This is a genomic window from uncultured Arthrobacter sp., assembly GCF_947495145.1.
In the GTDB taxonomy this organism is placed as follows: domain Bacteria; phylum Actinomycetota; class Actinomycetes; order Actinomycetales; family Micrococcaceae; genus Arthrobacter_D.
On record NZ_CANLXP010000028.1, the window covers coordinates 17,795 to 41,328 of the forward strand.

A 23,534-nucleotide genomic window follows, 5' to 3' on the forward strand; every position below is an offset into this window, starting at 1 on the left:
TTCCTTCGCTTCCGCACGACCAACCGATCTCCCGCCCCTGACCGTACACCGGGTGATGGGCACGGAAACCGAATACGGCATCATAGCTCCCGGAATTTCAGATGCGAATGCGACGGTGCTTTCGACGCAGGTAGTGAACGCCTACGCAGCCACGCTGCGCGAAGGTCTCGGGAACCTTACCGGCACCCGCTGGGACTATACGGACGAGGCCCCGCTGTCCGACGCGAGAGGCTGGCAGATTGGCCGCGCGGCTGCTGAGCCCTCCCAGCTCACCGATGAACCGCCCGTCCTGACAGCGGAGCAGGTTGCCCTGGTGGACCGCGCAGGTGACGAGCCCGCAGAAGACGCCGCGGTGCTGATGAATCTCGTCCTCGGCAACGGGGCTCGGCTATACGTGGACCATGCACACCCTGAGTACTCCAGTCCCGAGGTGACCAGCCCGCTGGATGCGGTGCGTTGGGACCGCGCCGGAGACGTCGTGGTGCAGCGCGCAATGGCGCGCATCGCAGCCACCCCCGGTTTTTCACCCGTCATTCTTTACAAGAACAACACGGACAATAAAAGCGTCTCCTACGGCTCACATGAGAACTACCTCGTACCCCGAAGCGTTCCGTTCGGCAGGATTGCCGCCGCACTGATTCCCTTCTTTGTGACCCGGCAGGTGATCTGCGGTGCAGGACGGGTGGGGATCGGCGCCTTGAACCAGCAGCCCGGCTTCCAGCTCAGCCAGCGCGCGGACTTCTTCGAGAATGAAGTCGGCCTTGAGACCACCGTCCGCCGGCCAATCATCAACACCCGCGATGAGCCGCACGCGGTCGCGGAGAAGTACCGGCGGCTGCACGTCATCATCGGTGACGCGAACCTGAGCGAGGTATCCAACTACCTGAAGCTGGGCACGACGTCATTGATCCTGTCATTGATCGAGAACGAGCTGATCCCTGTGCCGGAGATCGCTGAGCCGGTTCGGGAGCTGCAAGCCGTCAGCCATGACCCCTCCCTGCGTCACCTTGTAACCCTCACGGACGGGCGGAGGGTCACCGCACTGGAGATTCAGGAAATGTATCTGGAGGCGGCGCGATCGGCAGTGGACGTCCAGGGCGGTGGCGACGCGCAGACAGAAGATGTCCTGGCCCGCTGGGAATCCCTCCTGGTGACGCTGGGCCGGGACCAGCTGGCCGCCGCCCGGCAGGTGGACTGGGTAGCCAAGCTGAAGGTTCTTCAGGCCTACCGCGACCGCGATGCCCTTGAATGGAATGATCCCCGACTGGCGTTGATCGACCTTCAGTATGCAGACATCAGGCCGTCCAAGGGACTCTATTACCGGCTCGCAGCCCGGGGCGAGATGGAACAGCTGGTCAGCGACGACGACGTCGTTGCGGCGGTTGCTGATCCGCCGAGGGACACGCGTGCCTACTTTCGCGGACGCTGTATTTCCTCCTTCCCGAAAGAAGTGGTCGGCGCCAGCTGGGACTCGATCATTTTCGAACTGCCCTCACAGCGGAGGCTCCAGCGGATCCAGACGAGGGAGCCGCTACGCGGCACTGCGGCGCTGACCGAGGAACTGTTCGCCGGTTCGCGGACGGCGGAGGAATTTGTCTCCCGGCTGCAGGGCGGTCCGGAACCCAGCATGGCACCATAGAAGTAGCCGACAACAGGCTGAAGAGAAGGGCTCTCATCATGGCAATACAAGACCAGCGGAACACCGGAGCGCGCCCCGAGGAGCAGGACGAGGTCACTCCCGACCCCACCCCTGCACCGGCCCCCGGCCAGTCGCAGGACAACAGCCAGACCGAAGGGGTCGATGACCTTCTGGATGAGATCGACGGTGTTCTGGAGTCAAACGCGGAAGAGTTCGTCCGGGGATTCGTTCAGAAGGGCGGACAGTAACGCATGCTGCCGGAAGACGCGGCCGCAGCAATAGGCCGGGCCGCATCCACCTCTTTCTCCGACTACATCGCCGCACAGAATCCCGCTGCACTGCCCTCTGCCCGCAATGCGGGAAACCACGCCGTCAGCGGGGCGGACCTTGCCCCGCACGCCACCACAATTGTGTCCCTGACCTATGCAGGCGGCGTATTGATGGCCGGAGACCGGCGGGCAACGATGGGAAACATCATTGCCAGCCGCCACATCGAGAAGGTGTTTCCGGCAGATATGTTCTCGGTGCTCGGCATTGCGGGCAGCGCCGGAATAGCCCTTGATATCACGCGACTGTTCCAGGTCGAGCTGGAACATTACGAGAAAATCGAAGGCACGAGAATGAGCCTGGACGGCAAGGCGAACCGGCTCGCGGCGATGATCAGGGCGAACCTCCCGCTTGCCCTCCAGGGCCTCGCCGTCGTGCCCCTCTTCGCGGGGTTCGACACCACCAGCAGGATTGGGCGCCTCTTTTCCTATGACGTCACCGGCGGCCGGTACGAGGAACAGGAACATCACTCGGTCGGGTCCGGCTCGGTTTTCGCCCGGGGTGCACTGAAAAAGCTGTGGAAGCCCAACCTCGGTGAGGACGACGCGGTGAAGGTTGCCGTGGAAGCCCTGTATGACGCAGCCGATGATGATTCGGCAACGGGCGGTCCCGACGTCGTGCGCCAGCTTTGGCCCGTTGTCTACACCGTCAACGGTGCAGGTGCGCGGCGGATTCCTGAGCGGAGCCTCGCGGACGCGGCCGGGGAGATCATCGCCTCACGGTCGGTATCAGGACGGGAGGCCTGACTATGACTCAGCAGTTCTACGTCTCGCCCGAGCAGCTCATGAAGGACCGCGCTGATTTCGCGCGGAAAGGCATTGCGCGCGGGCGGTCCGTCGTCGTCCTGTCCTGCAGGGAAGGTATTGCGCTGGTGGCCGAGAATCCCTCCCCTTCGCTACACAAGCTAGGGGAGATCTACGACCGGATCGCCTTCGCTGCAGTCGGAAAGTACAACGAGTTTGAAAGCCTGCGGCAGGCCGGGGTCCGGTATGCGGATGTCAGGGGCTACTCCTACGACCGTGAGGATGTCACAGCGCGCGGTCTGGCCAGCGTGTACGCGCAAAGCCTCGGGGCCGTGTTCACCGCCGAGAGCAAGCCGTTCGAGGTTGAACTCGCCGTGGCTGAAGTCGGTGCGTCCATTGCCCAGGATCACATCTACCGATTGACCTTCGACGGCTCCATCGCGGATGAGACCGGATTCATTGTGATGGGAGGCCAGGCGGACGCCGTCGTGAATGCGTTGAAGGGCCGTTGGAGCGCGGAACAGGACTTCGGTGATGCCATCCGTGCAGCAGTGGACTCGCTGCGGTACGACGGCGGCACAACCTCTGAGCCCAAAGCGCATCTGGGTTCCAAAACCCTCGAAGTCGCGGTTCTGGACCGGGACCCGCTGTCGGCTCGCGGTAATGTCCGTGCGTTCCGCCGTGTTGGGGCCCGAGAGGTGGACATCATGCTGGATGCCGATCGGGCGTCGCTGTAGTGGACCGCCGAATCTACGGAATTGAGACGGAGTTCGGAATCGCCTACTCCGGCCCCAACTCGCGGCCGCTCTCTCCGGAGGAAGTGGCCCGCTACCTCTTCCGGAAGGTGGTCAGCTGGGGGCGGTCGTCGAACGTCTTTCTCACCAATGGATCGCGTCTGTACCTGGACGTCGGCTCCCACCCGGAGTATGCCACTGCCGAATGCGACGACGTCGCGCAGCTGATAGCCCATGACCGGGCCGGCGAGCTGATCCTTGAAGACTTGATCGCTGAAGCGCAGCGAAAGCTGGGGCAGGAGGGTTACGACGGGCGGGTCTATCTCTTCAAGAACAACACTGATTCCGCTGGCAACTCCTACGGCTCCCACGAAAACTACCTTATACCGCGCAAGCTGGAGTTTTCCCGGCTGTCCGACATCCTGATCCCGTTCCTCGTTACCCGTCAGCTCCTGGTTGGAGCCGGGAAGGTCCTGAAGACCCAGTCCGGTTCGCTGTATGCCTTTTCCCAGCGGGCAGACCACATCTGGGAAGGTGTGTCCTCCGCGACGACCCGCTCAAGGCCCATAATCAACACCCGCGACGAACCGCACGCCGACGCCGAGTACTACCGGCGCCTGCATGTGATCGCGGGTGACTCGAATATGTCGGAGACGACCACGCTCCTGAAAATTGCATCGGTCGACCTGATTCTGCGCATGATTGAAGCCGGCGTCATCATGCGTGACTTTCGGCTCGAGAACCCCATCCGGAGTATCCGCGAGATCTCCCATGACCTCACCGGGAAGCAACCACTGAAGCTTGCCAATGGCCGGCGCGTGTCGGCCCTGGACATCCAGCGCGAGTATCTCAACCGCGCACGCGCCTTCGTCAAGGCTGAAGGCGCGCATACCCCTCACCTTCCCCGGGTGCTTGAACTATGGGAGCGCACCCTCGAAGCCGTCGAGACCGGCAACCATGCATTGGTGGACCGTGAAATCGACTGGGCAATCAAGAAGAAGCTTGTTGACCGCTACATGGAACGAAACAATCTGGATCTTGACTCCGCACGGGTTGCGCAGCTCGACCTGACTTACCACGACATTTCCCGGTCACGCGGCCTCTTCTTCATGCTGCAAGCGCGCGGGGAGACGGAGCGGGTTGTCGACGACGTCGACATCAAGGCCGCCGTGGATATTCCGCCGCAAACCACCCGCGCCCGGTTACGGGGAGAGTTTGTGCGCAGAGCAAAAGAGGCCAATCGTGATTTCACCGTCGACTGGGTGCACCTCAAACTCAATGACCGTGCGCAGCAAACTATCCTCTGCAAGGATCCGTTCGCTGCTGAGGACGATCGGGTTAGCGCTCTTTTCGACCAGCTGTGAGGGGGTCAGCCTGCACCCGGGAGGGAGAAACTTCACCGCCCAAGCCGTTAGGGTAGATAAGTCCGGTGCCGAGACCACCGCCGGCAGGATCGCGGAACCGCGTTCCTCATCCCACTTGAAAGAAATACCGTGCGCAAAGTATTAGCATTCTTGCTGCCCGCGATGCTGTTCCTGACGGCATGCGGCGGAGCCAGCACACCCGCGGACTTCGACCAGGAAGGCAAAACCGCCGGCGCCGCTGAAATTCTCGAATCAGTCGAGGTGACGGACGCAGGGGAGGACACTGCCCCGGAGGTTGAGTTCGATGCACCGCTGGACATCACTGACACCGCAGTGCGGGCGGTCACCGAAGGCGACGGCGACGTCATCGAGGCCGGCCAGACCCTGCAATTCCACCTGGTCTTCCTTAACGCCGATGACGGCACGGTTCTGCAGGACTCGTACGAGTCCGGCCAGCCGCAGACACTGCAGCTCACAGATCAGCTGAAAGAAGCGGATCCCGAACTGTTCGAGGTGCTCGTCGGCACAAAGGTGGGGTCCCAGATTGCCTACACCGCACCGCTTGAGCTGCCCGAAGGGCAGCAGACCGCGACTCCGAACCAGTTGCTGGTGCTCAAGGTCATCAGCGCCGAGACGCCTCCCGAACCGCCCAAGAAGCTTTCCTCCGAGGAAGTAGCTGAGCTCGAGGAAGCGGGGCAGCTTCCCACCGTGACACTCGATGGGGAGGGTGTTCCCTCGATCGAGTTCCCTGACAACGAAGCGCCGTCGGACCTCGTCGTCAAGGTAATCGAGGAGGGGACCGGTGAGGAGATCACTGAAGCAGACACCATTGCCGCGAACTACACCGGCTGGTCCTGGCAGGGCGAGCAGTTCGACTCGAGCTTCGAACGCGGCGAACCCTCGGAATTTCCGTTGAGCGGAGTCATCCAGGGCTGGACCCAGGGCCTTTCCGGGCTCAAGGAAGGCGCAAAGGTCCTGCTCGTGATCCCGTCAGTGATGGCCTATGGCGACCAGGCTGCGCAGGGTCCGTCAGGACCGCTTGCCTTCTACGTCGAAATCGTCGAAAAAGTACCCGCAGAGTAAGAGGAGTTCCATGTCGTTCGGACAGCGCGAATATGACCGCACCAAACCAGAGGTTGACTTCCCGGGAGTTGACCTGCCGGAGGATCTTGTCATCAAGGATCTGATTGAAGGTACAGGCCGCGAGGCGCAGACGGGGGATACCGTCTCCGCTCACTACGTCGGCGTGGCATTTTCCACTGGCGAGGAATTCGACTCGTCCTGGAACCGGGGTGAACCTCTGGATTTCCGGATCGGTGTTGGTCAGGTCATCCAGGGCTGGGATCAGGGCATTACCGGCATGAAGGTCGGCGGGCGGCGTCGGCTCGAGATTCCGCCGCACCTTGCTTACGGAGACCGGGGTGCCGGCTCCGCCATCGCGCCGGGAGAGTCGCTTATTTTCGTCGTCGATCTGATGGGCGTCCGCTAACAGGAACGGATAGCAGGGCGGGCAGCAACACCGATGGGTGACGCTGCCCGCCCTGCTCCGTTGCAGCTCCTTCAGAAGGTATCCTTGCCACCGTGTCAGCGAAACGTACAGAGCGACTGCTTACCCTGGTGATGCTGCTTCTGTCCAACCGGCAGGGTTGGACCAAGGAGGAGCTTTTCCGTGAAGTCGAACAGTACGAGCAGGCACCAACTCTTGCCGCTCGGGAGAAACTTTTCGACCGGGACAAGGCCACCCTGCGCGAGCAAGGCATTCCGGTTGAGTCCTTCACCGAAGACCCCCTGTTCGAAAATGACAACGCGTCCACCCGCTATCGGATCAACGCCGAGGACTACCGTCTCCGCGGAATGAGCTTCACAGCTGCGGAATCGGCGGCCCTGACCATCGCTGCAGGCATGTGGCAGGAAGCCTCCCTGGGGTCAGCGGCATCACGCGCACTTCGGAAGCTGCAGGGCAGGACAGTAGGCACGGAACCGGCTTCTGCAACACCCATCGAGGCGCGTATCCGGACCAACGAACCGTTCTGGGACGAGCTCTGGCACGCCACAACGGGACGTCAGGTGATCCGGTTCGGTTACCGTGCAGCCAGCACCGGCGAGGAGCGGGTGCGCACGGTGCAGCCGTGGGGCATGGGCAGCCGGTTCGGGCATTGGTACCTTGTCGGCTTCGACACCGACCGTCAGGCGGAGCGCTGGTTCCGCCTCACCCGGATGACGACGCCTCCAAGCATTCAGGCCGGCGCATATGCGGTGCCTCCGAAATTCTCCATGTCCGCTTCCCTTGCGGCCCTGAGTTCGACTGAACCGGGCCGACGTGCAACCGTCGCGATCAGAACGGGAACCTGCCACATTCTCCGCGCGCGGCCCGGCGCAAGAGCCGCCCCGCGCGGTGAAGGCTGGGACACGCTGGAGTTCGGTTACGCCGAAGAGGCCGCAGCGGCAGGTGAAATCGCCTCGTTCGGTGCCAACGCTGTCGCGCTATCTCCGGAACCGCTGGTAGCGGAAGTACGACGCCGGTTGGGGGGAGCGGCGCATGCATTACGCCAGATGGCGCCGTCGTTTTCATTCGAAGGACAGACCGCCAAGCCTGCCGCGAGGTCAGCGAGCACGACGGAAGACCGGCTGTTGCGGTTGCTCGATCTCGTGCCCTATTTCCTGAATCATCCCGGAGTGAAGGTGGCCGACGCAGCCCGCGACTTCGGTGTTTCTCCCACCCAGCTGACCAAGGACGTCGAGTTGCTTTTCGTCAGTGGCCCGCGTTTCTATCCGGACGGCCTGATCGACATCCAGCTCGAGGACGACCGGATCCATATCAGTGACCCGCAGTCTTTGGGTGATCCCATCCGCTTTGGCCTAGATGAGGTATGCACTCTCCTGGTGGGGCTGGACACGCTGATTCATCTCCCGGGAATTGCTGATCATTCAGCGGTGCGGTCGGCACGCGACAAGCTCCGCGCCGGCGCAGGTGACGCTGCCCGGATAAATGACTCAATCGCCACCCGATTGACGGAGGAAGAGGCGGCACCGGTCCTCGCCACAATACGTGCCGGGATTGAGCAGCGCCGGCAGTTGCATCTGCGCTACGTAGTACCTGCCCGTGATGAGGTCACCGAGAGGTTTGTGGAGCCGATCAGTGCATTCCTTCATGAAGACGCTTGGTACCTGGACGCTTGGTGCCACCGCGCCGTCGGACGACGCAATTTCCGGCTGGACCGCGTGCAGCAGGTCGAGTTGACCAACCTGCCCGCTACAACCGATGCGCACACACCCGCCGTGATTTTCGACCGCTCCAGCGCCGACCACGCCGTCGTGCTGCTTCTCAGCCCGAGTGCTCAGTGGATCGCCCGTTCCTATGCCGCCGAGCGTACTGCTCCGACCGATGACGGGAAGCTCGCAGCGGAAATCAGAGTCGGCACCACCGCGTGGCTCCCGGGTCTCGTGGCAAGCCTCGGCGGCGAGTGTAGTGTGGTGGCGCCCGACGCCGAGAGGGATCGGGCGCTGCACTTCCTTGACGCAGGCTTGACCGCCTATGCGGAGTTCAGCGGCAACTAGACTTGGCCCATGGACTGGTGGACGTGGATTATTTTGTGGGTGGCCCTTGCTGCGCTGGCGCTTCTCTTCCTGGGTTTCCTCGCGTGGCGCCTCTTTCGCGGTTTCACTGCCCTCATGGACGAAGCCGGTCGTGCCTCCGAGCTGATAGCGCCCAACTTCGCCGGATCCGAGGGCGAGAATCTGAGGCAGGCATCCCTTGCCGTCCTCAAAGAGCCCGCCGATGTCCGCGCCGAGAACGCCCTGGCAACACGTGCGCGCAAGTGGCGGCGGCTGGAACGCAGGGTTCGGGTGCGCTCACTTCGCGGGCAGCCCCAACTGCTGCGTGACTTACCCCACCTATGACTTAGACTTGAACCTAGACTCACGAGAGGACATTCGTCATGCAGATCCAGGGTTGGCACATCCTTATCATCATCGTTATTGCGATCCTGCTGTTTGGTGCGCCCAAATTACCGGGCCTGGCACGCAGCGTCGGCCAGTCGCTTCGCATCTTCAAGTCAGAAGTCCGGCAGATGAAGGAAGAGAACGGCAGCACTGACGACGATGGGTCCTCACCGGTCGAGGGGCGTGTGATGGACCAGCCGCAGCACACCGAATCCCCACGCACCCAGAATTCCCAGCATGGCACCGGCCGTTCCTCGGGCCCGGGTAGCACTTCCTCGACCAGCTGAGCACTATGCCGCGGGTGAAAGGGCGCAAAGCAAACCCCGAGGGGCGGATGGCGCTCAAGGAACATCTGATTGAGGCGCGTAACCGTGTCTTCAAATCTGCCATTGCTCTAGTGGTAGGTACCGTCATAGGGTTCTTCATCTACAACCCGGTGCTTGAAGCTATGGCAGAACCGGTTCGCAATATCAACGAGATCGACGGCAGGAATGCGGCGCTGAACTTCGACGGCGTCGGATCCCCTTTCGATCTGATGATCCAGATCTCGGTCTTCCTCGGTCTCGTAATCGCCAGCCCGGTCTGGCTCTACCAGCTTTGGGCATTCATCACACCCGGACTGCGCAATAAGGAACGACGCGTTGCTCTCGGCTTCATTGCTGTTGCCGTCCCACTGTTCATCGGAGGCCTCTATCTGGCCTGGCTGATCCTGCCGAGCGCCGTGCGGGTCCTGACGGACTTCACGCCGGAAGGGTTCGCGAACCTCATCTCGGTACCCGTGTACATCACGTTCCTGCTGCGGCTGATGCTCGCCTTTGGTATCGCTTTCCTGCTGCCTGTGGTTCTTTTCGGACTCAACCTCGTCGGCGTCGTCAAGGGCAAGCAGGTACTGAAGTCGTGGCGCATCACCGTGTTCCTCATCTGCCTGTTTGCCGCGATGGCGGCACCGGGCGGCGATGCCATGAGCATGTTCTATCTCGCAGTGCCTCTCCTCCTTTTGTTCTTCGTGGCGATCGCCCTCTGTCTCATCAATGACAAGCGCCGGGAGAAGCGAAACGCTGCCCGGGAAGCCGACGTCGAGGCCAACGCAGATACCGCATCGAGAATCGACGGTCTCTGACGCCTGCCCGGTGCAGGAGCGGAAGCTTTGGAGAGTCTAGGCTTGATCCATGACCTCCCCAGCCGAGCGGTATCAGGCAGCGCAGGCGCGTAACCAGTATGCAAAAACCCGGCTCCACCAGTTCGAGCAAACCCTCGGTTTCGAGCTGGACGTGTTCCAGCGGGACGCGTGCACCTCACTCGAAGCCGGCAGGGGAGTGCTTGTCGCAGCGCCTACCGGCGCAGGGAAGACGGTCGTCGGGGAATTTGCCATCTTTATGGCGCTCAGAGACCAGCTGAAGGCGTTCTACACCACGCCGATCAAGGCACTCAGCAACCAGAAGTACGCCGAACTCGCTGCCTTGCACGGAGCCGACAGAGTGGGCCTGCTGACCGGCGACACGAGCATCAACGCCGAGGCTCCCGTCGTCGTCATGACCACCGAAGTGCTACGGAACATGCTGTATGCGGATTCCGACACGCTCGCCGGCCTTGGATACGTCGTGATGGATGAGGTGCACTACCTGGCTGACAGGTTCCGCGGAGCGGTGTGGGAAGAGGTGATCATCCACCTGCCTACCGAAGTCAAGGTGGTGTCCCTCAGCGCCACCGTGTCCAACGCAGAGGAGTTTGGCTCCTGGCTCCATACCGTACGGGGCGATACCGACGTCGTGGTGTCGGAGCACCGGCCGGTGCCGCTCTGGCAGCACGTGATGGTGGGGCAGCAGTTGCTCGATCTCTTCGCCGGTGACGTGGCTTTCGACGAGGCGGCGGCCGGCGGGTCCTCGAGCGGCGCCGAGGAGAAGTTCGCCGTGAACCCTGAACTGCTGGACCTCGCCACCACTGAAACGCGCATGAATCAACGCGCACGCTGGGGCGCAGGGCCAAAACGCGGTCGCGGCGGGCAGACCCGTTACCAGCAGCCGCAGGCCGCCGTGCGGAGAGCAAGTCGCCCGCAGGTGATTGCTGCGCTTGACCGGGACGGGTTGCTTCCCGCCATCACTTTCATTTTCTCGCGCAATGGCTGCGAGGCGGCAGTCACCCAATGCCTCGACGCCGGCTTATGGCTGACCACCGAGTATGAGCGTGGCGTCATCAGTGACCGCATCGAGGAGGCAACCCTCGATATCCCTGAGGAGGACCTGGAAATACTGGGCTATTGGTCATGGCGTGAAGGATTGATCCGCGGGTTCGCCGCGCACCACGCGGGGATGCTGCCGACCTTCAAGGAGGTGGTCGAGAAACTCTTCGAGGCAGGGCTGGTCAAAGCAGTCTTCGCCACTGAAACTCTTGCGCTCGGGGTCAACATGCCGGCCAGGTCCGTAGTGCTGGAAAAACTCGACAAGTTCAACGGCGAAGCCCACGTGAACATCACCGCGGGGGAGTATACCCAGCTCACCGGCCGGGCAGGCCGGCGGGGCATCGACGTGGAGGGCCACGCCGTCGTCCTCTGGCAGCCGGGAACGGATCCGGGAGCGGTGGCAGGACTTGCCTCGCGCCGGACCTACCCGCTGAACTCCAGCTTCCGGCCCACCTATAACATGAGCATCAATCTCGTCTCCCAATTCGGGCAGTACCGCACACGGGAAATCCTGGAGACCTCCTTCGCCCAGTTTCAGGCGGACCGCTCGGTCGTCGGCCTTGCCCGTCAGGTGCGCGCGCGTGAAGAATCCTTGAAGGGTTATGCGGAGGCGATGACGTGCCACCTCGGCGACTTCTCGGAGTACTCTGCCATCCGGCGTGAACTGTCCGATCTTGAGTCAGCAGCATCGAAAGCGGGTACGCGGAACCGGCGAAGCGCCGCCGCCGCTTCGCTGGAAGCACTCCGCCCCGGCGACGTCGTTGACATACCTGCCGGCCGGATCGCCGGATACGCGGTGGTGCTGACCGCTGACGCGACGCGCGATCCCCGGCCCACCGTCCTCACGCTCGAAAAACACGTACGCCGGCTTTCGGTCCAGGATCTGGACGGTCCGGTGGCCGTCCTGTCGCGGGTGCGGGTTCCGAAACAGTTTGATGCGCGCAAGCCGAAGGACCGACGGGATCTCGCCGCGTCCCTCCGGAACTCGCTCAACGACAGAAGGCCTCCCACCACAAGGGCACCGGTAGAGTTCCCAACTACCGGCACTGAACGCCAGGAAAAGGCGATCGCCGAGTTGCGGCGCCGGCTCAGGGCACATCCCTGCCACGGCTGCAGCGACCGCGAGAACCACGCCCGCTGGGCGGAACGGTGGTGGAAACTGCGGCGGGAGACGGACCGCCTTGCCCAGCAGATCCGCGGGCGTACAAACACCATCGCGAAGATTTTCGACCGGGTTTCCGAAGTCCTTCTGCAATACGGCTACCTGCAGGAACACTCAGATCAGGGCCTGGCCATCACACCGGCCGGGCAGAAGCTTCGCCGGATCTATGGCGAGAAAGATCTGCTGATCGCGTTGTCGCTTGAGCACGGTGCATTTGACGACCTTGACGCGGCCGAACTCGCGGCGCTTGCGTCGGCACTGGTCTACCAGGCCAAACGGGAGGAACGCGGCCTGCGTCCCCGGATGCCGTCAGTTTCGCTGGAAACCTCCATCGACGTCGTTATCCGGCAGTGGTCCCGCCTGACCGACCTGGAGGAGCAGCACCGGCTCTCTGTTACCAGCGAACCGGATTTCGGCCTCGTCTGGCCTATCTACAAATGGGCGCGGGGCAAAGGGCTCCAGAACGCGCTGCAGGGTACTGACCTTGCAGCGGGTGACTTTGTGCGCTGGGCGAAGCAGATCATCGACCTCATTGACCAGCTGGCCAAGGTTCCTGACCTGCCACCGGGATTCCGCCGCCTGTGCATCAACTCGATCGATCTCATCCGGCGCGGGGTCGTTGCCTACTCCGCCGTGTCCGAATAGCGAAAAACTGCTCCCAACCCGAAAGTTGCATCCCTGTGCCTGCGTCTTCCACCCCTCCCAAGCCCATTCTGTACCGTAACGGCTCCGTCTACAGCGCAGCCGATCCGTTCGCCACTGCCATGCTCGTCACCGGGGATACGGTCGCCTGGGTCGGGTCTGAGCACGCGGCAACCTCTCTGGCCGACAGCAGCATGGACGTAGTGGACCTGCACGGTGCCCTCATCGCCCCGGGCTTCGTCGACTCCCACTTCCACACCACCGAGACAGGGCTCGCGCTGACTTCCCTCGACCTCACCGGGGTCAACAGCCTTGATGAGCTGCTGACCCTGGTAGCACAAGCGGCGGGAACTGTGCCCGGAACGATCATGGGTAACGGTTGGGACGAATCCCGCTGGTCGGAGCGCCGTCCGCCGACTGCTGCCGAACTCGACAATGCGTCAGGGGGGCGCGACGTCTATCTCGTCCGGGCAGACGTTCACTCGGCCGTCGTGTCCGCGTCCCTGGCCAGGCGCCTCTCGCTCTCCAGCCGGGAGGGATGGGACAACGGATTCGTGGTGCGCGATGCGCACCTGGCCGCGCGGACGGCGGTACGGAGCCCGGAAAGCAGTGAGCGGGAAGTCCTGCAGCGAACCGCGCTGAACCACGCCGCTGCGCACGGGATTGTCGCCGTCGTCGAAATGGCTGCTCCCCACATCGCGCCCCGGGAAGATCTTCTCTCGCTGCTGTCGCTCGAGGGGCCTCACGCCGAAGTTCTTGCCTACTGGGGCCAGGCAGCGGCCTCCGAGGAGGAGATGCGTTCCATCCTTGATGGCTTCGATGGCCGGGTACTGGGCCTCGGCGGGGACCTGAACGTCGATGGCTCGATAGGCTCGCACACGGCGCGCATGCGTGTCCCCTACGCCGATGCACCGCACTCGTGCGGAAGTACTTTCATGGATGCTGACGGCGTCGCCGTTCACCTCGGTGCGGCGACTGCCGGGGGTATGCAGGCCGGCTTCCACGTTATCGGTGACGAGGGACTGGACACGGTTATCGCAGGGCTGGAGAAGGCTGCCGCTCTTCACGGGATCGAGAAAGTGCGCGCTTCACGGCACCGGCTCGAGCACGTGGAAATGGCCGATGATGAGGCCATCCGGAGCCTGGTCCATTTCGGGACGGTCGTGAGCGCCCAGCCAGGATTTGACGCGCTGTGGGGAGCACCGGGCGGGCTCTACGAACAGCGCTTGGGGACGGACCGTTATCTTCCCATGAACCGCGTGGGCAGCCTGCTGAGTCAGGGAGTGCCTGTGTGTCTGGGCTCCGATTCGCCTGTCACCCGGATGTCACCCTGGCAGTCGGTGCGGGCTTGCATAGCGCACACCAGTCCGCAGGAGCGGATCTCGGCGCGGGCCGCTTTCATTGCCCACACCCGCGCGGGATGGCGCGCTGCGGGAGCCCAGAATCCCCTTCTGGGCCAACTGGTGCCAGGAGCGCCCGCATCCTACGCCGTATGGGAGGTGGACGAACTGATGGTGCAGACTCCGGACAGCAGGGTCCAGTCCTGGAGCACCGACCCGAGAGCAGGCACACCGCTGCTCCCGGCGCTCGACACCGGCCGGGAGCCACGTTGCCTTGAAACCGTGCATCAGGGAGAACAGCTTTTCAGCCGTGGCGAGCTGGCCGGCAGGTGAGCACCGTCCGGCCCAGGGCCAATGCAAATCCACGGCATCAGTGGGCTGACCTGCACAAACGTATGAAACAGCAGGTCAGGGGCCTGTTGACACCTCCTCCACAGGACGTAAGCTTTTAGATCTACGGGGAGGAATCCGGCAGTCCGGATGAGCCCCACCGAGCCACCGCACACTGCGACGCCAAAGGGACGGCAGACGTAATGTCAGTCTCTTTCGCGCGGTGGAAGGCTTGGTACTCACAACGGGTAGGTTTGCACGTCAGTAGAAAACAGCGCCGATCGATCGATCACTGCTGGCCCGAAGGCGTGCGAACCTACCCGTAACCTCACGACCTGACTCCTGCCTATACTGGGAAGTCGATTCGGATTCTCAAGCTGCTGTGCCATGCGCACCTGCCCCGTCGAAAGGTTCATGAGTGCGCGTTGTCACCATCATTCCCACCTACAACGAGCACCAATCCCTCCCTTTGACCCTTGAACGCCTGCGCGCTGCAGTTCCGCACTCGGACGTGCTGGTGGTTGACGACAACAGCCCTGACGGCACCGGAGAACTCGCGGACGCCATCGCGGCCCAAGACACCGCAGTGCACGTCCTGCACCGCCGGGGCAAAGAGGGTCTTGGCGCAGCCTACATAGCGGGTTTCCGCTGGGCACTGGAGCAGGGATACGACGTCCTCGTCGAGATGGACGCGGACGGCTCACACCAGCCCGAACAGCTACCCGCAATGCTGGATGCCATTTCGAGCGCCCATCTGGTGATCGGCTCCCGCTGGGTTCCCGGTGGATCAGTGGTCAACTGGCCCTTTCATCGCAAGTTGCTTTCCCGTGCCGGGAGTCTCTACTCACGGACGATGCTGGGGCTCGGCGTGCGTGACATCACAGCCGGCTACCGTGCTTTCCGTCGCGAAACCCTTGAGAGCATCGACCTGGCCACCGTCGATTCTGTCGGATACGGCTTTCAAGTCGACATGACATTCCGTGTAGCCAAGAACGGCCTTCGCATTGTCGAAGTGCCGATCACGTTCGTGGAGCGTGAATACGGCGACTCCAAAATGAGCGGCGGTATCGTTTTCGAAGCCATCGCGAATGTCACCCGCTGGGGTTTCGCCGCTCGGTTCTTTGCCCTGCGGGGACGGCTCACCGTCCGGTAAGCGTCAACCGTTCACTTCCGGCGACAGGCTGTGACGTGAACCGGATCGCGGTGCGTTGGCCTGGCGGGACGCCAGCAAAGAATGGCGCGAAATAGCCCGGGGCTTCAACGAAGCACCCGGGCTTTCTGCAGAAAGAATCAGGCGGAGCGGCGCTCTCCGCGACGCTCCCGAAGGATATTGAGGCGATCCTCAAGAATCTGCTCCAGCTCTTCCATTGAGCGGCGCTCCAGAAGCATGTCCCAGTGGGTACGAACCGGCTTGTCTCCTGATGTGTCAGGGCGCTCTCCGTCGACGAGCAGTGCTTCCTTGCCGGTCTTGGAAACCCAAACCGGAGGAATTTCCGCTTCTGCGGCAAACGTCACGAAGACACGTTCGCCGTCCTCGCAACGGTACTCAATACGTTGCCGGGGTGCCGGCTCGACGCCGGACTCGGTTTCCATGCTTTGGGCGCCAAGGCGCATGCCCCGCAGGCTACGGTCGCTCATCTTTTCTCCCTAAACTACGTATGGCATCCTGGACTCCCAGGTGCCGCTGGTGCCACCCAACCGGGCGCACGGCACCACGGTGTTATTGCCGCGTCTCACAGATATAACGCCGGCGGTCCGCTGTCTGTTCCCGACAGCGTACTAAACCGGCAAACACCCCACTCTACCGAAGCTCCGGAGATACCCCAACTCTTCCAGAAGCTCCGGCCGGGGACCGCAAAAGTCAGGGGCGCGAGCCGTCATCAGCGGCGACGGGCAATCCCGTTTCCGCGTCCTCGCGGTCTTGGGAGCCAAGCACATTCCCGATACCTTTGAGTGCTTCTCCTACTTCACTGGGGATGATCCACAGTTTGTTCGAGTTGCCTTCAGCGAGCTTGGGCAGCGTCTGCAGGTATTGATAAGCGAGCAGCTTCTGTGTGGGGTTGCCCTTGTGAATGGCATCGAAGACCTTCTGGATGGCTTGCGACTCACCGTCAGCTCTCAGGATGGCGGCCTTCGCGTCGCCTTCAGCAGCAAGGATGGCTGCTTGCCGCTGCCCTTCTGCGGTAAGAATTTGTGACTGCTTGGTGCCTTCTGCGGTGAGGATAGCGGCTCGCCGATCGCGCTCCGCTCGCATCTGCTTCTCCATGGAGTCCTGGATGGAGTGCGGCGGGTCGATCGCCTTGAGTTCAACGCGTGAGACCCGGATGCCCCAGCGACCGGTTGCGTCATCGAGGACACCGCGCAGCTGGCCGTTGATCTGGTCACGCGAGGTCAGTGCTTCCTCAAGATTCAGCCCACCGACAACATTGCGCAGGGTGGTGGTGGTCAGCTGCTCGACCGCCTGGATGTAGTTCGCGATTTCATACGTCGCAGCACGGGCATCCGTAACCTGGAAGTAGACCACCGTATCGATGGACACCACCAGGTTGTCCTCGGTGATCACGGGTTGCGGGGGGAAGGAAACGACCTGTTCGCGAAGGTCGAGGAGCGGCAACAGCCGGTCGACAAAGGGGATCAGGATTGTGAGGCCGGGCTGAAGCGTCCGCTGATACTTCCCGAGCCGTTCGACTACACCGGCGCGCGCCTGCGGAATAATCCGCACGGACTTCACCAGGACGATCAGGACGAAAACGACCAGAACAATCAGAACTATGGTGAGTCCGATTGTGCCTGAATCTGTGAACATGGTTCCCCTTGTGTTGTGAATGGTGCAGGGCGTCGTATCAAGACGAGGTGATCGGACCGCTATCAGCCTGCTGTGTGCCGACCACGACTGCGGTGGCACCGTCGATGCGGGAGACCGTGACCCGGCTCCCTGCGGGGAGCAAGGAACCATCGGCGGTCCGTGCAGTCCAGGTATCGCCCCCAAGCTTGACGGTTCCGCTCTGTCCGGTCACCGGTTCGAGGGTGAGGGCATCTTCGCCGATCAACCGATCGATATTGCTCAACTGTTCGACCGTTCCGCGTTTCAGGTGCTTCAGCGCCACCGGCCGAACCAGCAGAACCATCAGGAGCGAGACTACGCAGAAGATCACGACCTGGATGAAGAAGGTGGTTCCCGCAAGCGCGCCTATGAGTCCGGCAAGGGCGCCTGTTGCAAGCATGAGGAAGAACAGGTCGAGGGTCAGTGTTTCAACGGCGGCCAGACCGAGCATAAGCACCAGCCAGAGTATCCAGGTGTTTTGTACCAGCCAGTCAACCATTGCTTCCTTCCCTCCTGAGGACACCGGTAGACACTGCAATCATCTGCCTGTGCCTGCTTCCATCATGTCAAACGTTGACAACGAAATATAGCCCCGGCGGAATATCCTTATGTCTTCGATACTTCCCTGATGCGGCGGCGGAAGACCTGCAGAGTGAAGGCCGCTGTAACTGACGAAGCAGGAGTGGAGAACCCGGCCTCAGACGGAGCGCTGTGGTGACCAGCTGGTCCCATAGCAGCGACATTCCCGACATCCGCGGGGGAAAGCGCCATCTGAAATTCCACCGTTCGCGATTCGATCGTCTCGAATCCGTCTGCCATGGAGGCTGCGACGTCGTTATCCTTCCCCGGACGGATGTCGAGGAGCCGGGCGCCTTCTGCTATCTCCTGCAGGTGGCGGGGCAGGGGAGTGACAACGAGCAGAGTCGCGCCGTCCCGGCACACGCGTGCGAACTCAGGGGCATTTCGTGGCGCGAAGACGTTGAGCGCCAGGTCTACGCTGGCTTCCCCAAGGGGCAGCGGCCGCCAGACATCCCATACCAGGCAGAGGGCGTCGGGCAGTAACCTGGCTGCCCGACGCAACGCGAATTTCGAAATGTCCAAAGCAACAGCTGCACGTGCGTTCACCCGTTCCCGGACTGCGGCGAGATAGTACCCGGTTCCGGCTCCGACATCCAGGACAACTGGCCGCTCGACCGCAAATTCTGCTGCCGCTGTGGACAGTGCATCCGCCAGCGGCCGAAAGTGGCCGCTGCCAAGAAAGTCGATGCGCGCCTGCACCATTGCTGCCGTATCCGCTGCGAAGGCAGTTCCCCGTCCAGTCAAAAGGTTGAAGTAACCCTGCCTGGCGGCATCGAAGCGGTGTCCGCGCCGACAACGAAGAAAGCGTGCACCGCCGTCGTTCTTGGGAAGTACTGCGCATCGAGCATGTTCCACGTCCAGGGGATCCTCACAGACCGGACAGAGCAGGAGCGGTTCCGGAGTAGACGACACCCGACCATCGTAGGTGGATCTTCGACTTTGAGCGGCAGTGCCTGCGGGGCATAGTCTCGTAGTTGTGAAACCAAACACACTCAATCTGCTGAATTCAGTGAGCGCACCCTCGCTCCACCCGGACGCCGACCGCTGCGTAGTCTCTGTGACCCGGCCTGACTACGACGCCGATGCTTACGTCGGTCAATTGTGGGAGGTGCCGCTGGATAACCGTTCGCCCCGGCGCCTCACCAGGGGTTTCAGGGACACCGCACCCCGATACTCGCCGGACGGAACTGCCCTGGCCTTTCTGCGGGCGGACCAGGGCGGCAAGCCCCAGGTGTTCCTGGCGGAGAGCAGGGGAGGAGAACCGCAGCAGCTGACGGATCAGCCGCTCGGCGTTTCCGGCTTTGAATGGTCTCCGGACTCACGACGCCTGGTGCTAACGGCCCGAGTGCCCGAGGAAGGCCGCTACGGAACTGTGGACGGTGTATCCGCCGGGCAGGAGGATCCGCGGCTCGTCAGCGGCTTCAAGTACCAGATGAACGGTGTCGGTTACATCGGGGACAAAAGGTCGCACCTGTTCCTCCTGGATGTACCGGCGCTGGGGGAGGAGCCCTTCGTGAAGCCAGTGGGACGGGCTGCCCGCTCAACGGAAGAGGACGCAACGTCTGCGTTCCCGGCCCTGAAGCAGCTCACCGATTCGGATGCCGACCATTCAGCCCCAATGTTCGCCGCGGACGGGTCGCGCATCCTCTTCAGCGCCGCACTCGAGCCCGATTCCGCAACAAGCCTCCGCTCGGACATCTATTCCATTGCCCTGGACGGCAGCGACCGGCAGCGCCTGACCAATTTCACCGACGACCTCCTCAGCTGCGGCAATCCGGTCCACAGCGAGGACGGGCAGTGGCTCTACTATCTTGGCAGTTCGCTCTCATCCACCGGCGTCGACTTCGTCGCTCGTAACACGGCTCTGTATGTTGCGCCGGTCAGCGACCCCACCCAGGTACAGGTGCTCACCGACCCCGAGACCCATGACCTCGGGGAGGTTGGCGAGATCGTTCGGGCGGGGAAGGATAGCGTGTTGGTCTTCAACCGCAGCCGCGGTGCCGGAGACCTGCGCCTGGTCGATTCCCGGGGAAACATGCAGACGATCGCGGACGGCGGGTATGTAGTGACCGGCGCTGCAAGCGTAAATGGCGTGGTCGTCGCCGCCTATACGGATCCGGCCACCATGGGCGACGTCGCGCGGATCGAAGGCGGATCGCTGACCAGGCTTACCGACTTTTCTGCGAACCTGCGCAGCGAATCCACGGTGATTGAGCCCCGCGAAGAAACGTTTACTGCGCCGGATGGCTACCCGGTTCACGGTTGGGTGCTCGTTCCCGAGGGGGAGGGCCCACATCCGGTGCTCCTCAACATTCACGGCGGCCCTTACGCGCAGTACGGCTGGGGCTACTTCGATGAAGCGCAAGTCTACGCAGAGGCCGGATACGCGGTTCTGATGTGCAATCCGCGCGGCGCAGCTGGCTACGGCCAGGAACACGGCCGCGTGATCAGGGAAGCCATGGGGACGGTGGACATGCAGGACGTTCTCGCATTCCTCGAGGGTGCGGTGCAGAAGTACGACCAGCTCGACGGCGACAGGCTGGGCGTCATGGGCGGTTCCTACGGCGGTTACCTGACAGCCTGGCTGATTGCCAACGACCACCGGTTCCAGGGAGCCGTCGTTGAACGGGGTTTCCTTGATCCGGAATCGTTCATCGGCTCTTCGGACATCGGGTGGTTCTTCTCGGAGGCCTACACCGGATCGGATCCTGAGAGGGTGCGGGCACAAAGCCCGTATGCGCATGTCGACAAGGTACGTACGCCCACCTTCGTCGTTCACTCGGAGGAGGATCTGCGCTGTCCGCTGGAACAGGCGCAGCGCTACTACACCGCCCTGAAGCGTCATGGAGTCGACGCTGAAATGCTGATTTTTCCGGGGGAGACGCACGAGTTGTCGCGTTCCGGCACCCCCTGGCACCGGCGTCAGCGTTTCGAGCACATTCTGCGATGGTGGGCGGACAAGTTGCCGAGCAAGAAGAACCAGCCGGCGTGATCCGGCGCCTCGGGCAGCGTGGTGTCTAGAAGTTCAGCGAGCGCTGAGCCAGTTCGATACCGGGCTGCGCCCAGCGCTCACTGTAGGCCGTACTGCTCATGAGCGAGCGCGTCTTCGCCTTGTCGATGTAGACGACGCCGTCCAGGTGATCGGTCTCATGCTGGACGATACGGGCAGGCCACCCAGTGAATTGTCGGGTGGCCTGCAATCCGTCAGGAGTCTGGTATTCCAGTTGGACCGTGCGGTGCCGCTCAACTACGGCCTGCCATCCGCTGAAGGACAGGCAGCCCTCGAAGAATGACGCCGTTTCCCGGCCGACCGGTGTGTACGTCGGATTGATCACGGCGAGATAGGGCAGCGGCGGCCGTTCCCGAACTCCGGCAATTTCGTCGGGCTGGGGAAGAACATCCTCGATGACGGCCAGACGCAGGGGAATGCCAAGTTGCGGCGCAGCCAGACCCACGCCGGGTGCATCGTGCATCGCTTTTCTCATGACCGCGAGAAGTTCGGCGAGCTCGGCATCATCCACCTGGCCGTCAAACGGCGCCGCGGGATTCCGCAGAACCGGATCGCCGAGCTGGACGATAGGCGGCCGCTCCTGATCAATAATTCCGCGCACCAGTGACCGAATATCCGCCCGAGGGTAGGTTTCCATCATCCCATCCTAGATTCGCTGTGCAGCGTCGGGTGCCTTCCGCGGCACGCTGTAGAACGCCAGCGCAATAGCCAGGCCATTAATCCCCGCAAGCACCAGGAACGCCCTTGAGTAGCTTCCGAGAAGGACAGCCAGTCCTGCACCCGCCCAGGGACCCAACGCAGTGGCCAGCGTAATCGGTGAAGCAACGAGCGCGGTCAGGCGGCCGTAGTGCGCGGAGCCCCAGCGATCCGTCACGGCGGTCGCATGCAGCAGGGTGAAGATTCCCCTGGCCACACCTGCCGCCAGCGCGATCAGTACCGCGGCGGCGAAGGTTTCCGTGAGTCCAAGCAGCGCCGTCGTGAGCGTTGTTGCAAACAGCACGAGCGCAGTCCTCAGCCGGAGCGGCAGCCGTTCAAACAGGCCGTAGCCCAACCGGCCGAGAACCTGCCCGATGCCGCCGATTCCCAGCGCCGTGGCTGCCAGGGTGGTGTTGATCCCGCGTTCGGTCAGCAGCGGGACCAGGTTGATGACGGCGGCAAACGACGCCAGCGCGGCGAGGCTGACGGCTGCGACGAGAGCCAGAAAGGGCAGGCTCCTGATGATGTCAGTCGGGGGGCTGGGTGAGAACACCGCACCGTCCGCATCCTCCCTGTGCGGCTCCCAGTGCCTTCGGAGTCCGAAGAAGTGCGCGGGGACAGTGACGACGAAAAGCGCGCCGGCAAGGATCAGATAGGTGATGCGCCAGCCGACGCCGGCGGTGATCAGGGCTGTCAGTGGAGCGAAAATGGTGCTGGCCAACCCGCCGACAATGGTGAGGATCGTGAGCGCCCGCGTGCGCCCGAGGCCCCACCAGCGTGTCACGGCGGCGAACGCCGGCGGATACAGCACCATACCCATGGCGACGCCGGCAAGCACCCAGCCGGTGAAAAACAGCGGCAGGCTGCCGGCCAGAGCGACGAGGCACAGCGCGGGTGCGGCAAGAAGGGATCCGATTGTCATAACCGCCCGTGGGCCGTTGCGGTCCAGAATCCGCCCGACGACCAGTCCAGTGAGCGCCGAGCAGACCAGGCCGATCGAAAACGCGCCGTTGACGACCGGCAAAGACCAACCGGTGGTTACGCTGATCTCGCCCGCGAGAACCGGGAACGCGTAGAACAGAATGCCCCAACTGGTGATTTCCGTCAGGCACAGGACAATCAGCACGTTCCGCCGCGAAACGTCCCGACTGCCCCTTCCGAACGTGCTCCATAAAGTGCCGATAATCGACATTATGTCAAGTAACCGATCCAGAGACACCCGGAAGAGGCGCGCCCATGTACGCCCCCCTTCCGCCTTGGATGTTCAAGGAACACTTTCGGTCGACGGATGTCAGGCGTCCTGCTACTGCTGCGGAGTACCGGCGATGTTGATCAGCCACGCCACACCAAACTTGTCGGTGCACATACCGAAATGATCGCCCCACGGTGCAACTTCGAGCGGCACAGTTACCGTTCCGTCGCCTGAGAGCCGGTCCCAGTAACCACGCAGCTCGCCCTCATTTTCACCGCTCAGGGATATCGAGTACGTGTTGCCCGGCGTGTAATCCATGCTGTTCGGCGTGTCAGCCGCCATCAAAACCATTCCGCTATCGGTGGTAAGCATGCCGTGCATGATTTTGTCCAGCTCGCTCTCGTCCTCACTGGCGTGAAAGTCGCGGAACGTGCTGAGGGCGATTTCACCACCGAAGACGGACTGGTAGTAAGTCATTGCCTCCCTGGCGGTATCACGGAAGCCAAGGTAAGGATTAAGGCGTGTGCTCATATCGGTCTCCTCGTGTCGCACTTGCGAAGCGCCGGTCCCTCTCATCCGAGGCACGCTTGCAGCACTCCGTCACCATAGTGCACCACGAAGGGCTTGACGCACAGTGCCGCCGCCAACCCGAGCCACGCCATCTCCACGCCGGGATACACGACGCAGCGAGTTAGCCATCCGGAGTAAGTACCTGCCGCTAGGGGCGATACAGCTAAGCCTTGATCCACCGATCGGCTGTTGATTGTGATTGGTTTCCGGGACGCGACGGAGTTCTGGTTCTTGGGCAGGGCTGATCGTGCGGCCTTGCTG

The 23,534-nt window shown here is 62.6% G+C and carries 23 protein-coding genes; 15 read left to right on the forward strand and 8 right to left on the reverse strand.

Annotation, left to right across the window (positions count from 1 at the left end; genetic code table 11):
• The first annotated feature begins 55 nt into the window (after positions 1-55).
• The 14 genes from dop (at position 56) to Q0877_RS15745 (ending at position 15,555) form a co-directional block, all read left to right on the forward strand.
• Positions 56-1,639 carry a depupylase/deamidase Dop gene (gene dop, locus Q0877_RS15680; protein WP_299169596.1) on the forward strand — a complete coding sequence of 528 codons (1,584 nt, stop codon included), beginning with the start codon at positions 56-58 and terminating at the stop codon, positions 1,637-1,639.
• 38 nt (positions 1,640-1,677) lie between these two features.
• On the forward strand, positions 1,678-1,887 hold the full coding sequence (locus Q0877_RS15685; RefSeq protein WP_299169535.1) for a ubiquitin-like protein Pup: 210 nt from the start codon (positions 1,678-1,680) through the stop codon (positions 1,885-1,887).
• A 3-nt stretch (positions 1,888-1,890) separates the two neighbouring features.
• Entirely contained in the window at positions 1,891-2,712 is an 822-nt protein-coding gene (prcB, locus tag Q0877_RS15690) for a proteasome subunit beta (protein WP_299169538.1), read from the forward strand.
• Between the two features lie 2 nt (positions 2,713-2,714).
• Entirely contained in the window at positions 2,715-3,446 is a 732-nt protein-coding gene (gene prcA, locus Q0877_RS15695; protein WP_299169540.1) for a proteasome subunit alpha, read from the forward strand.
• Entirely contained in the window at positions 3,446-4,807 is a 1,362-nt protein-coding gene (gene pafA, locus Q0877_RS15700) for a Pup--protein ligase (RefSeq protein ID WP_299169543.1), read from the forward strand. The genes prcA and pafA overlap by 1 nt, the downstream gene beginning before the upstream one ends.
• Positions 4,808-4,936: 129 nt before the next feature.
• Positions 4,937-5,890: an FKBP-type peptidyl-prolyl cis-trans isomerase gene (locus tag Q0877_RS15705; RefSeq protein WP_299169545.1), complete on the forward strand. Its 954-nt coding sequence runs from the start codon at positions 4,937-4,939 to the stop codon at positions 5,888-5,890.
• 10 nt (positions 5,891-5,900) lie between these two features.
• Entirely contained in the window at positions 5,901-6,296 is a 396-nt protein-coding gene (locus Q0877_RS15710) for an FKBP-type peptidyl-prolyl cis-trans isomerase (RefSeq protein ID WP_299169547.1), read from the forward strand.
• Positions 6,297-6,388: 92 nt separating this feature from the next.
• A complete protein-coding gene (locus tag Q0877_RS15715) occupies positions 6,389-8,365 on the forward strand; it encodes a YafY family protein (RefSeq protein WP_299169551.1) in 1,977 nt (658 codons plus the stop codon).
• A 9-nt stretch (positions 8,366-8,374) separates the two neighbouring features.
• Positions 8,375-8,707 (forward strand): hypothetical protein, encoded by a 333-nt coding sequence (locus Q0877_RS15720; RefSeq protein WP_299169556.1) that lies wholly within the window; start codon positions 8,375-8,377, stop codon positions 8,705-8,707.
• Positions 8,708-8,745: 38 nt separating this feature from the next.
• Positions 8,746-9,036 (forward strand): Sec-independent protein translocase subunit TatA, encoded by a 291-nt coding sequence (gene tatA, locus Q0877_RS15725; protein ID WP_299169558.1) that lies wholly within the window; start codon positions 8,746-8,748, stop codon positions 9,034-9,036.
• Positions 9,037-9,041: 5 nt separating this feature from the next.
• A complete protein-coding gene (tatC, locus tag Q0877_RS15730; protein WP_299169560.1) occupies positions 9,042-9,869 on the forward strand; it encodes a twin-arginine translocase subunit TatC in 828 nt (275 codons plus the stop codon).
• A 49-nt stretch (positions 9,870-9,918) separates the two neighbouring features.
• Positions 9,919-12,735 (forward strand): RNA helicase, encoded by a 2,817-nt coding sequence (locus Q0877_RS15735; RefSeq protein WP_299169563.1) that lies wholly within the window; start codon positions 9,919-9,921, stop codon positions 12,733-12,735.
• A gap of 35 nt (positions 12,736-12,770) precedes the next feature.
• Positions 12,771-14,405 carry an amidohydrolase gene (locus Q0877_RS15740; protein ID WP_299169565.1) on the forward strand — a complete coding sequence of 545 codons (1,635 nt, stop codon included), beginning with the start codon at positions 12,771-12,773 and terminating at the stop codon, positions 14,403-14,405.
• Positions 14,406-14,820: 415 nt separating this feature from the next.
• Positions 14,821-15,555, forward strand: coding sequence for a polyprenol monophosphomannose synthase (locus tag Q0877_RS15745; RefSeq protein ID WP_299169568.1), 735 nt, complete (start codon positions 14,821-14,823; stop codon positions 15,553-15,555).
• A 137-nt stretch (positions 15,556-15,692) separates the two neighbouring features.
• Here the strand turns inward: Q0877_RS15745 and Q0877_RS15750 are convergent, their stop codons facing one another.
• The 4 genes from Q0877_RS15750 to Q0877_RS15765 all read right to left on the reverse strand — a co-directional run bounded on the left by Q0877_RS15750 (position 15,693) and on the right by Q0877_RS15765 (position 18,717).
• Positions 15,693-16,040, reverse strand: a complete 348-nt coding sequence (locus Q0877_RS15750; protein ID WP_026543576.1) for an RNA polymerase-binding protein RbpA — start codon at positions 16,038-16,040, stop codon at positions 15,693-15,695.
• 223 nt (positions 16,041-16,263) lie between these two features.
• Entirely contained in the window at positions 16,264-17,208 is a 945-nt protein-coding gene (locus Q0877_RS15755) for an SPFH domain-containing protein (protein WP_299169573.1), read from the reverse strand.
• Between the two features lie 37 nt (positions 17,209-17,245).
• Positions 17,246-17,725, reverse strand: coding sequence for an NfeD family protein (locus Q0877_RS15760; protein ID WP_299169576.1), 480 nt, complete (start codon positions 17,723-17,725; stop codon positions 17,246-17,248).
• 107 nt (positions 17,726-17,832) lie between these two features.
• Positions 17,833-18,717, reverse strand: a complete 885-nt coding sequence (locus tag Q0877_RS15765) for a methyltransferase domain-containing protein (protein ID WP_299169579.1) — start codon at positions 18,715-18,717, stop codon at positions 17,833-17,835.
• Between the two features lie 64 nt (positions 18,718-18,781).
• Between Q0877_RS15765 and Q0877_RS15770 the strand changes: the two genes are divergently transcribed.
• Positions 18,782-20,797, forward strand: a complete 2,016-nt coding sequence (locus tag Q0877_RS15770; protein ID WP_299169582.1) for a S9 family peptidase — start codon at positions 18,782-18,784, stop codon at positions 20,795-20,797.
• A 25-nt stretch (positions 20,798-20,822) separates the two neighbouring features.
• On the opposite strand, the gene Q0877_RS15775 is transcribed toward Q0877_RS15770, so the two are convergent.
• From Q0877_RS15775 to Q0877_RS15790, 4 genes are all read right to left on the reverse strand, one after another.
• Entirely contained in the window at positions 20,823-21,452 is a 630-nt protein-coding gene (locus Q0877_RS15775; protein WP_299169584.1) for a peptide deformylase, read from the reverse strand.
• Between the two features lie 9 nt (positions 21,453-21,461).
• Complete coding sequence (locus tag Q0877_RS15780; RefSeq protein WP_299169586.1) at positions 21,462-22,637, reverse strand: MFS transporter; 1,176 nt, start codon at positions 22,635-22,637, stop codon at positions 21,462-21,464.
• Positions 22,638-22,814: 177 nt separating this feature from the next.
• Positions 22,815-23,234 (reverse strand): VOC family protein, encoded by a 420-nt coding sequence (locus tag Q0877_RS15785; RefSeq protein ID WP_299169589.1) that lies wholly within the window; start codon positions 23,232-23,234, stop codon positions 22,815-22,817.
• A 41-nt stretch (positions 23,235-23,275) separates the two neighbouring features.
• A partial coding sequence (locus tag Q0877_RS15790) for a hypothetical protein (RefSeq protein ID WP_299169592.1) occupies positions 23,276-23,534 on the reverse strand: 259 nt, incomplete at its 5' end.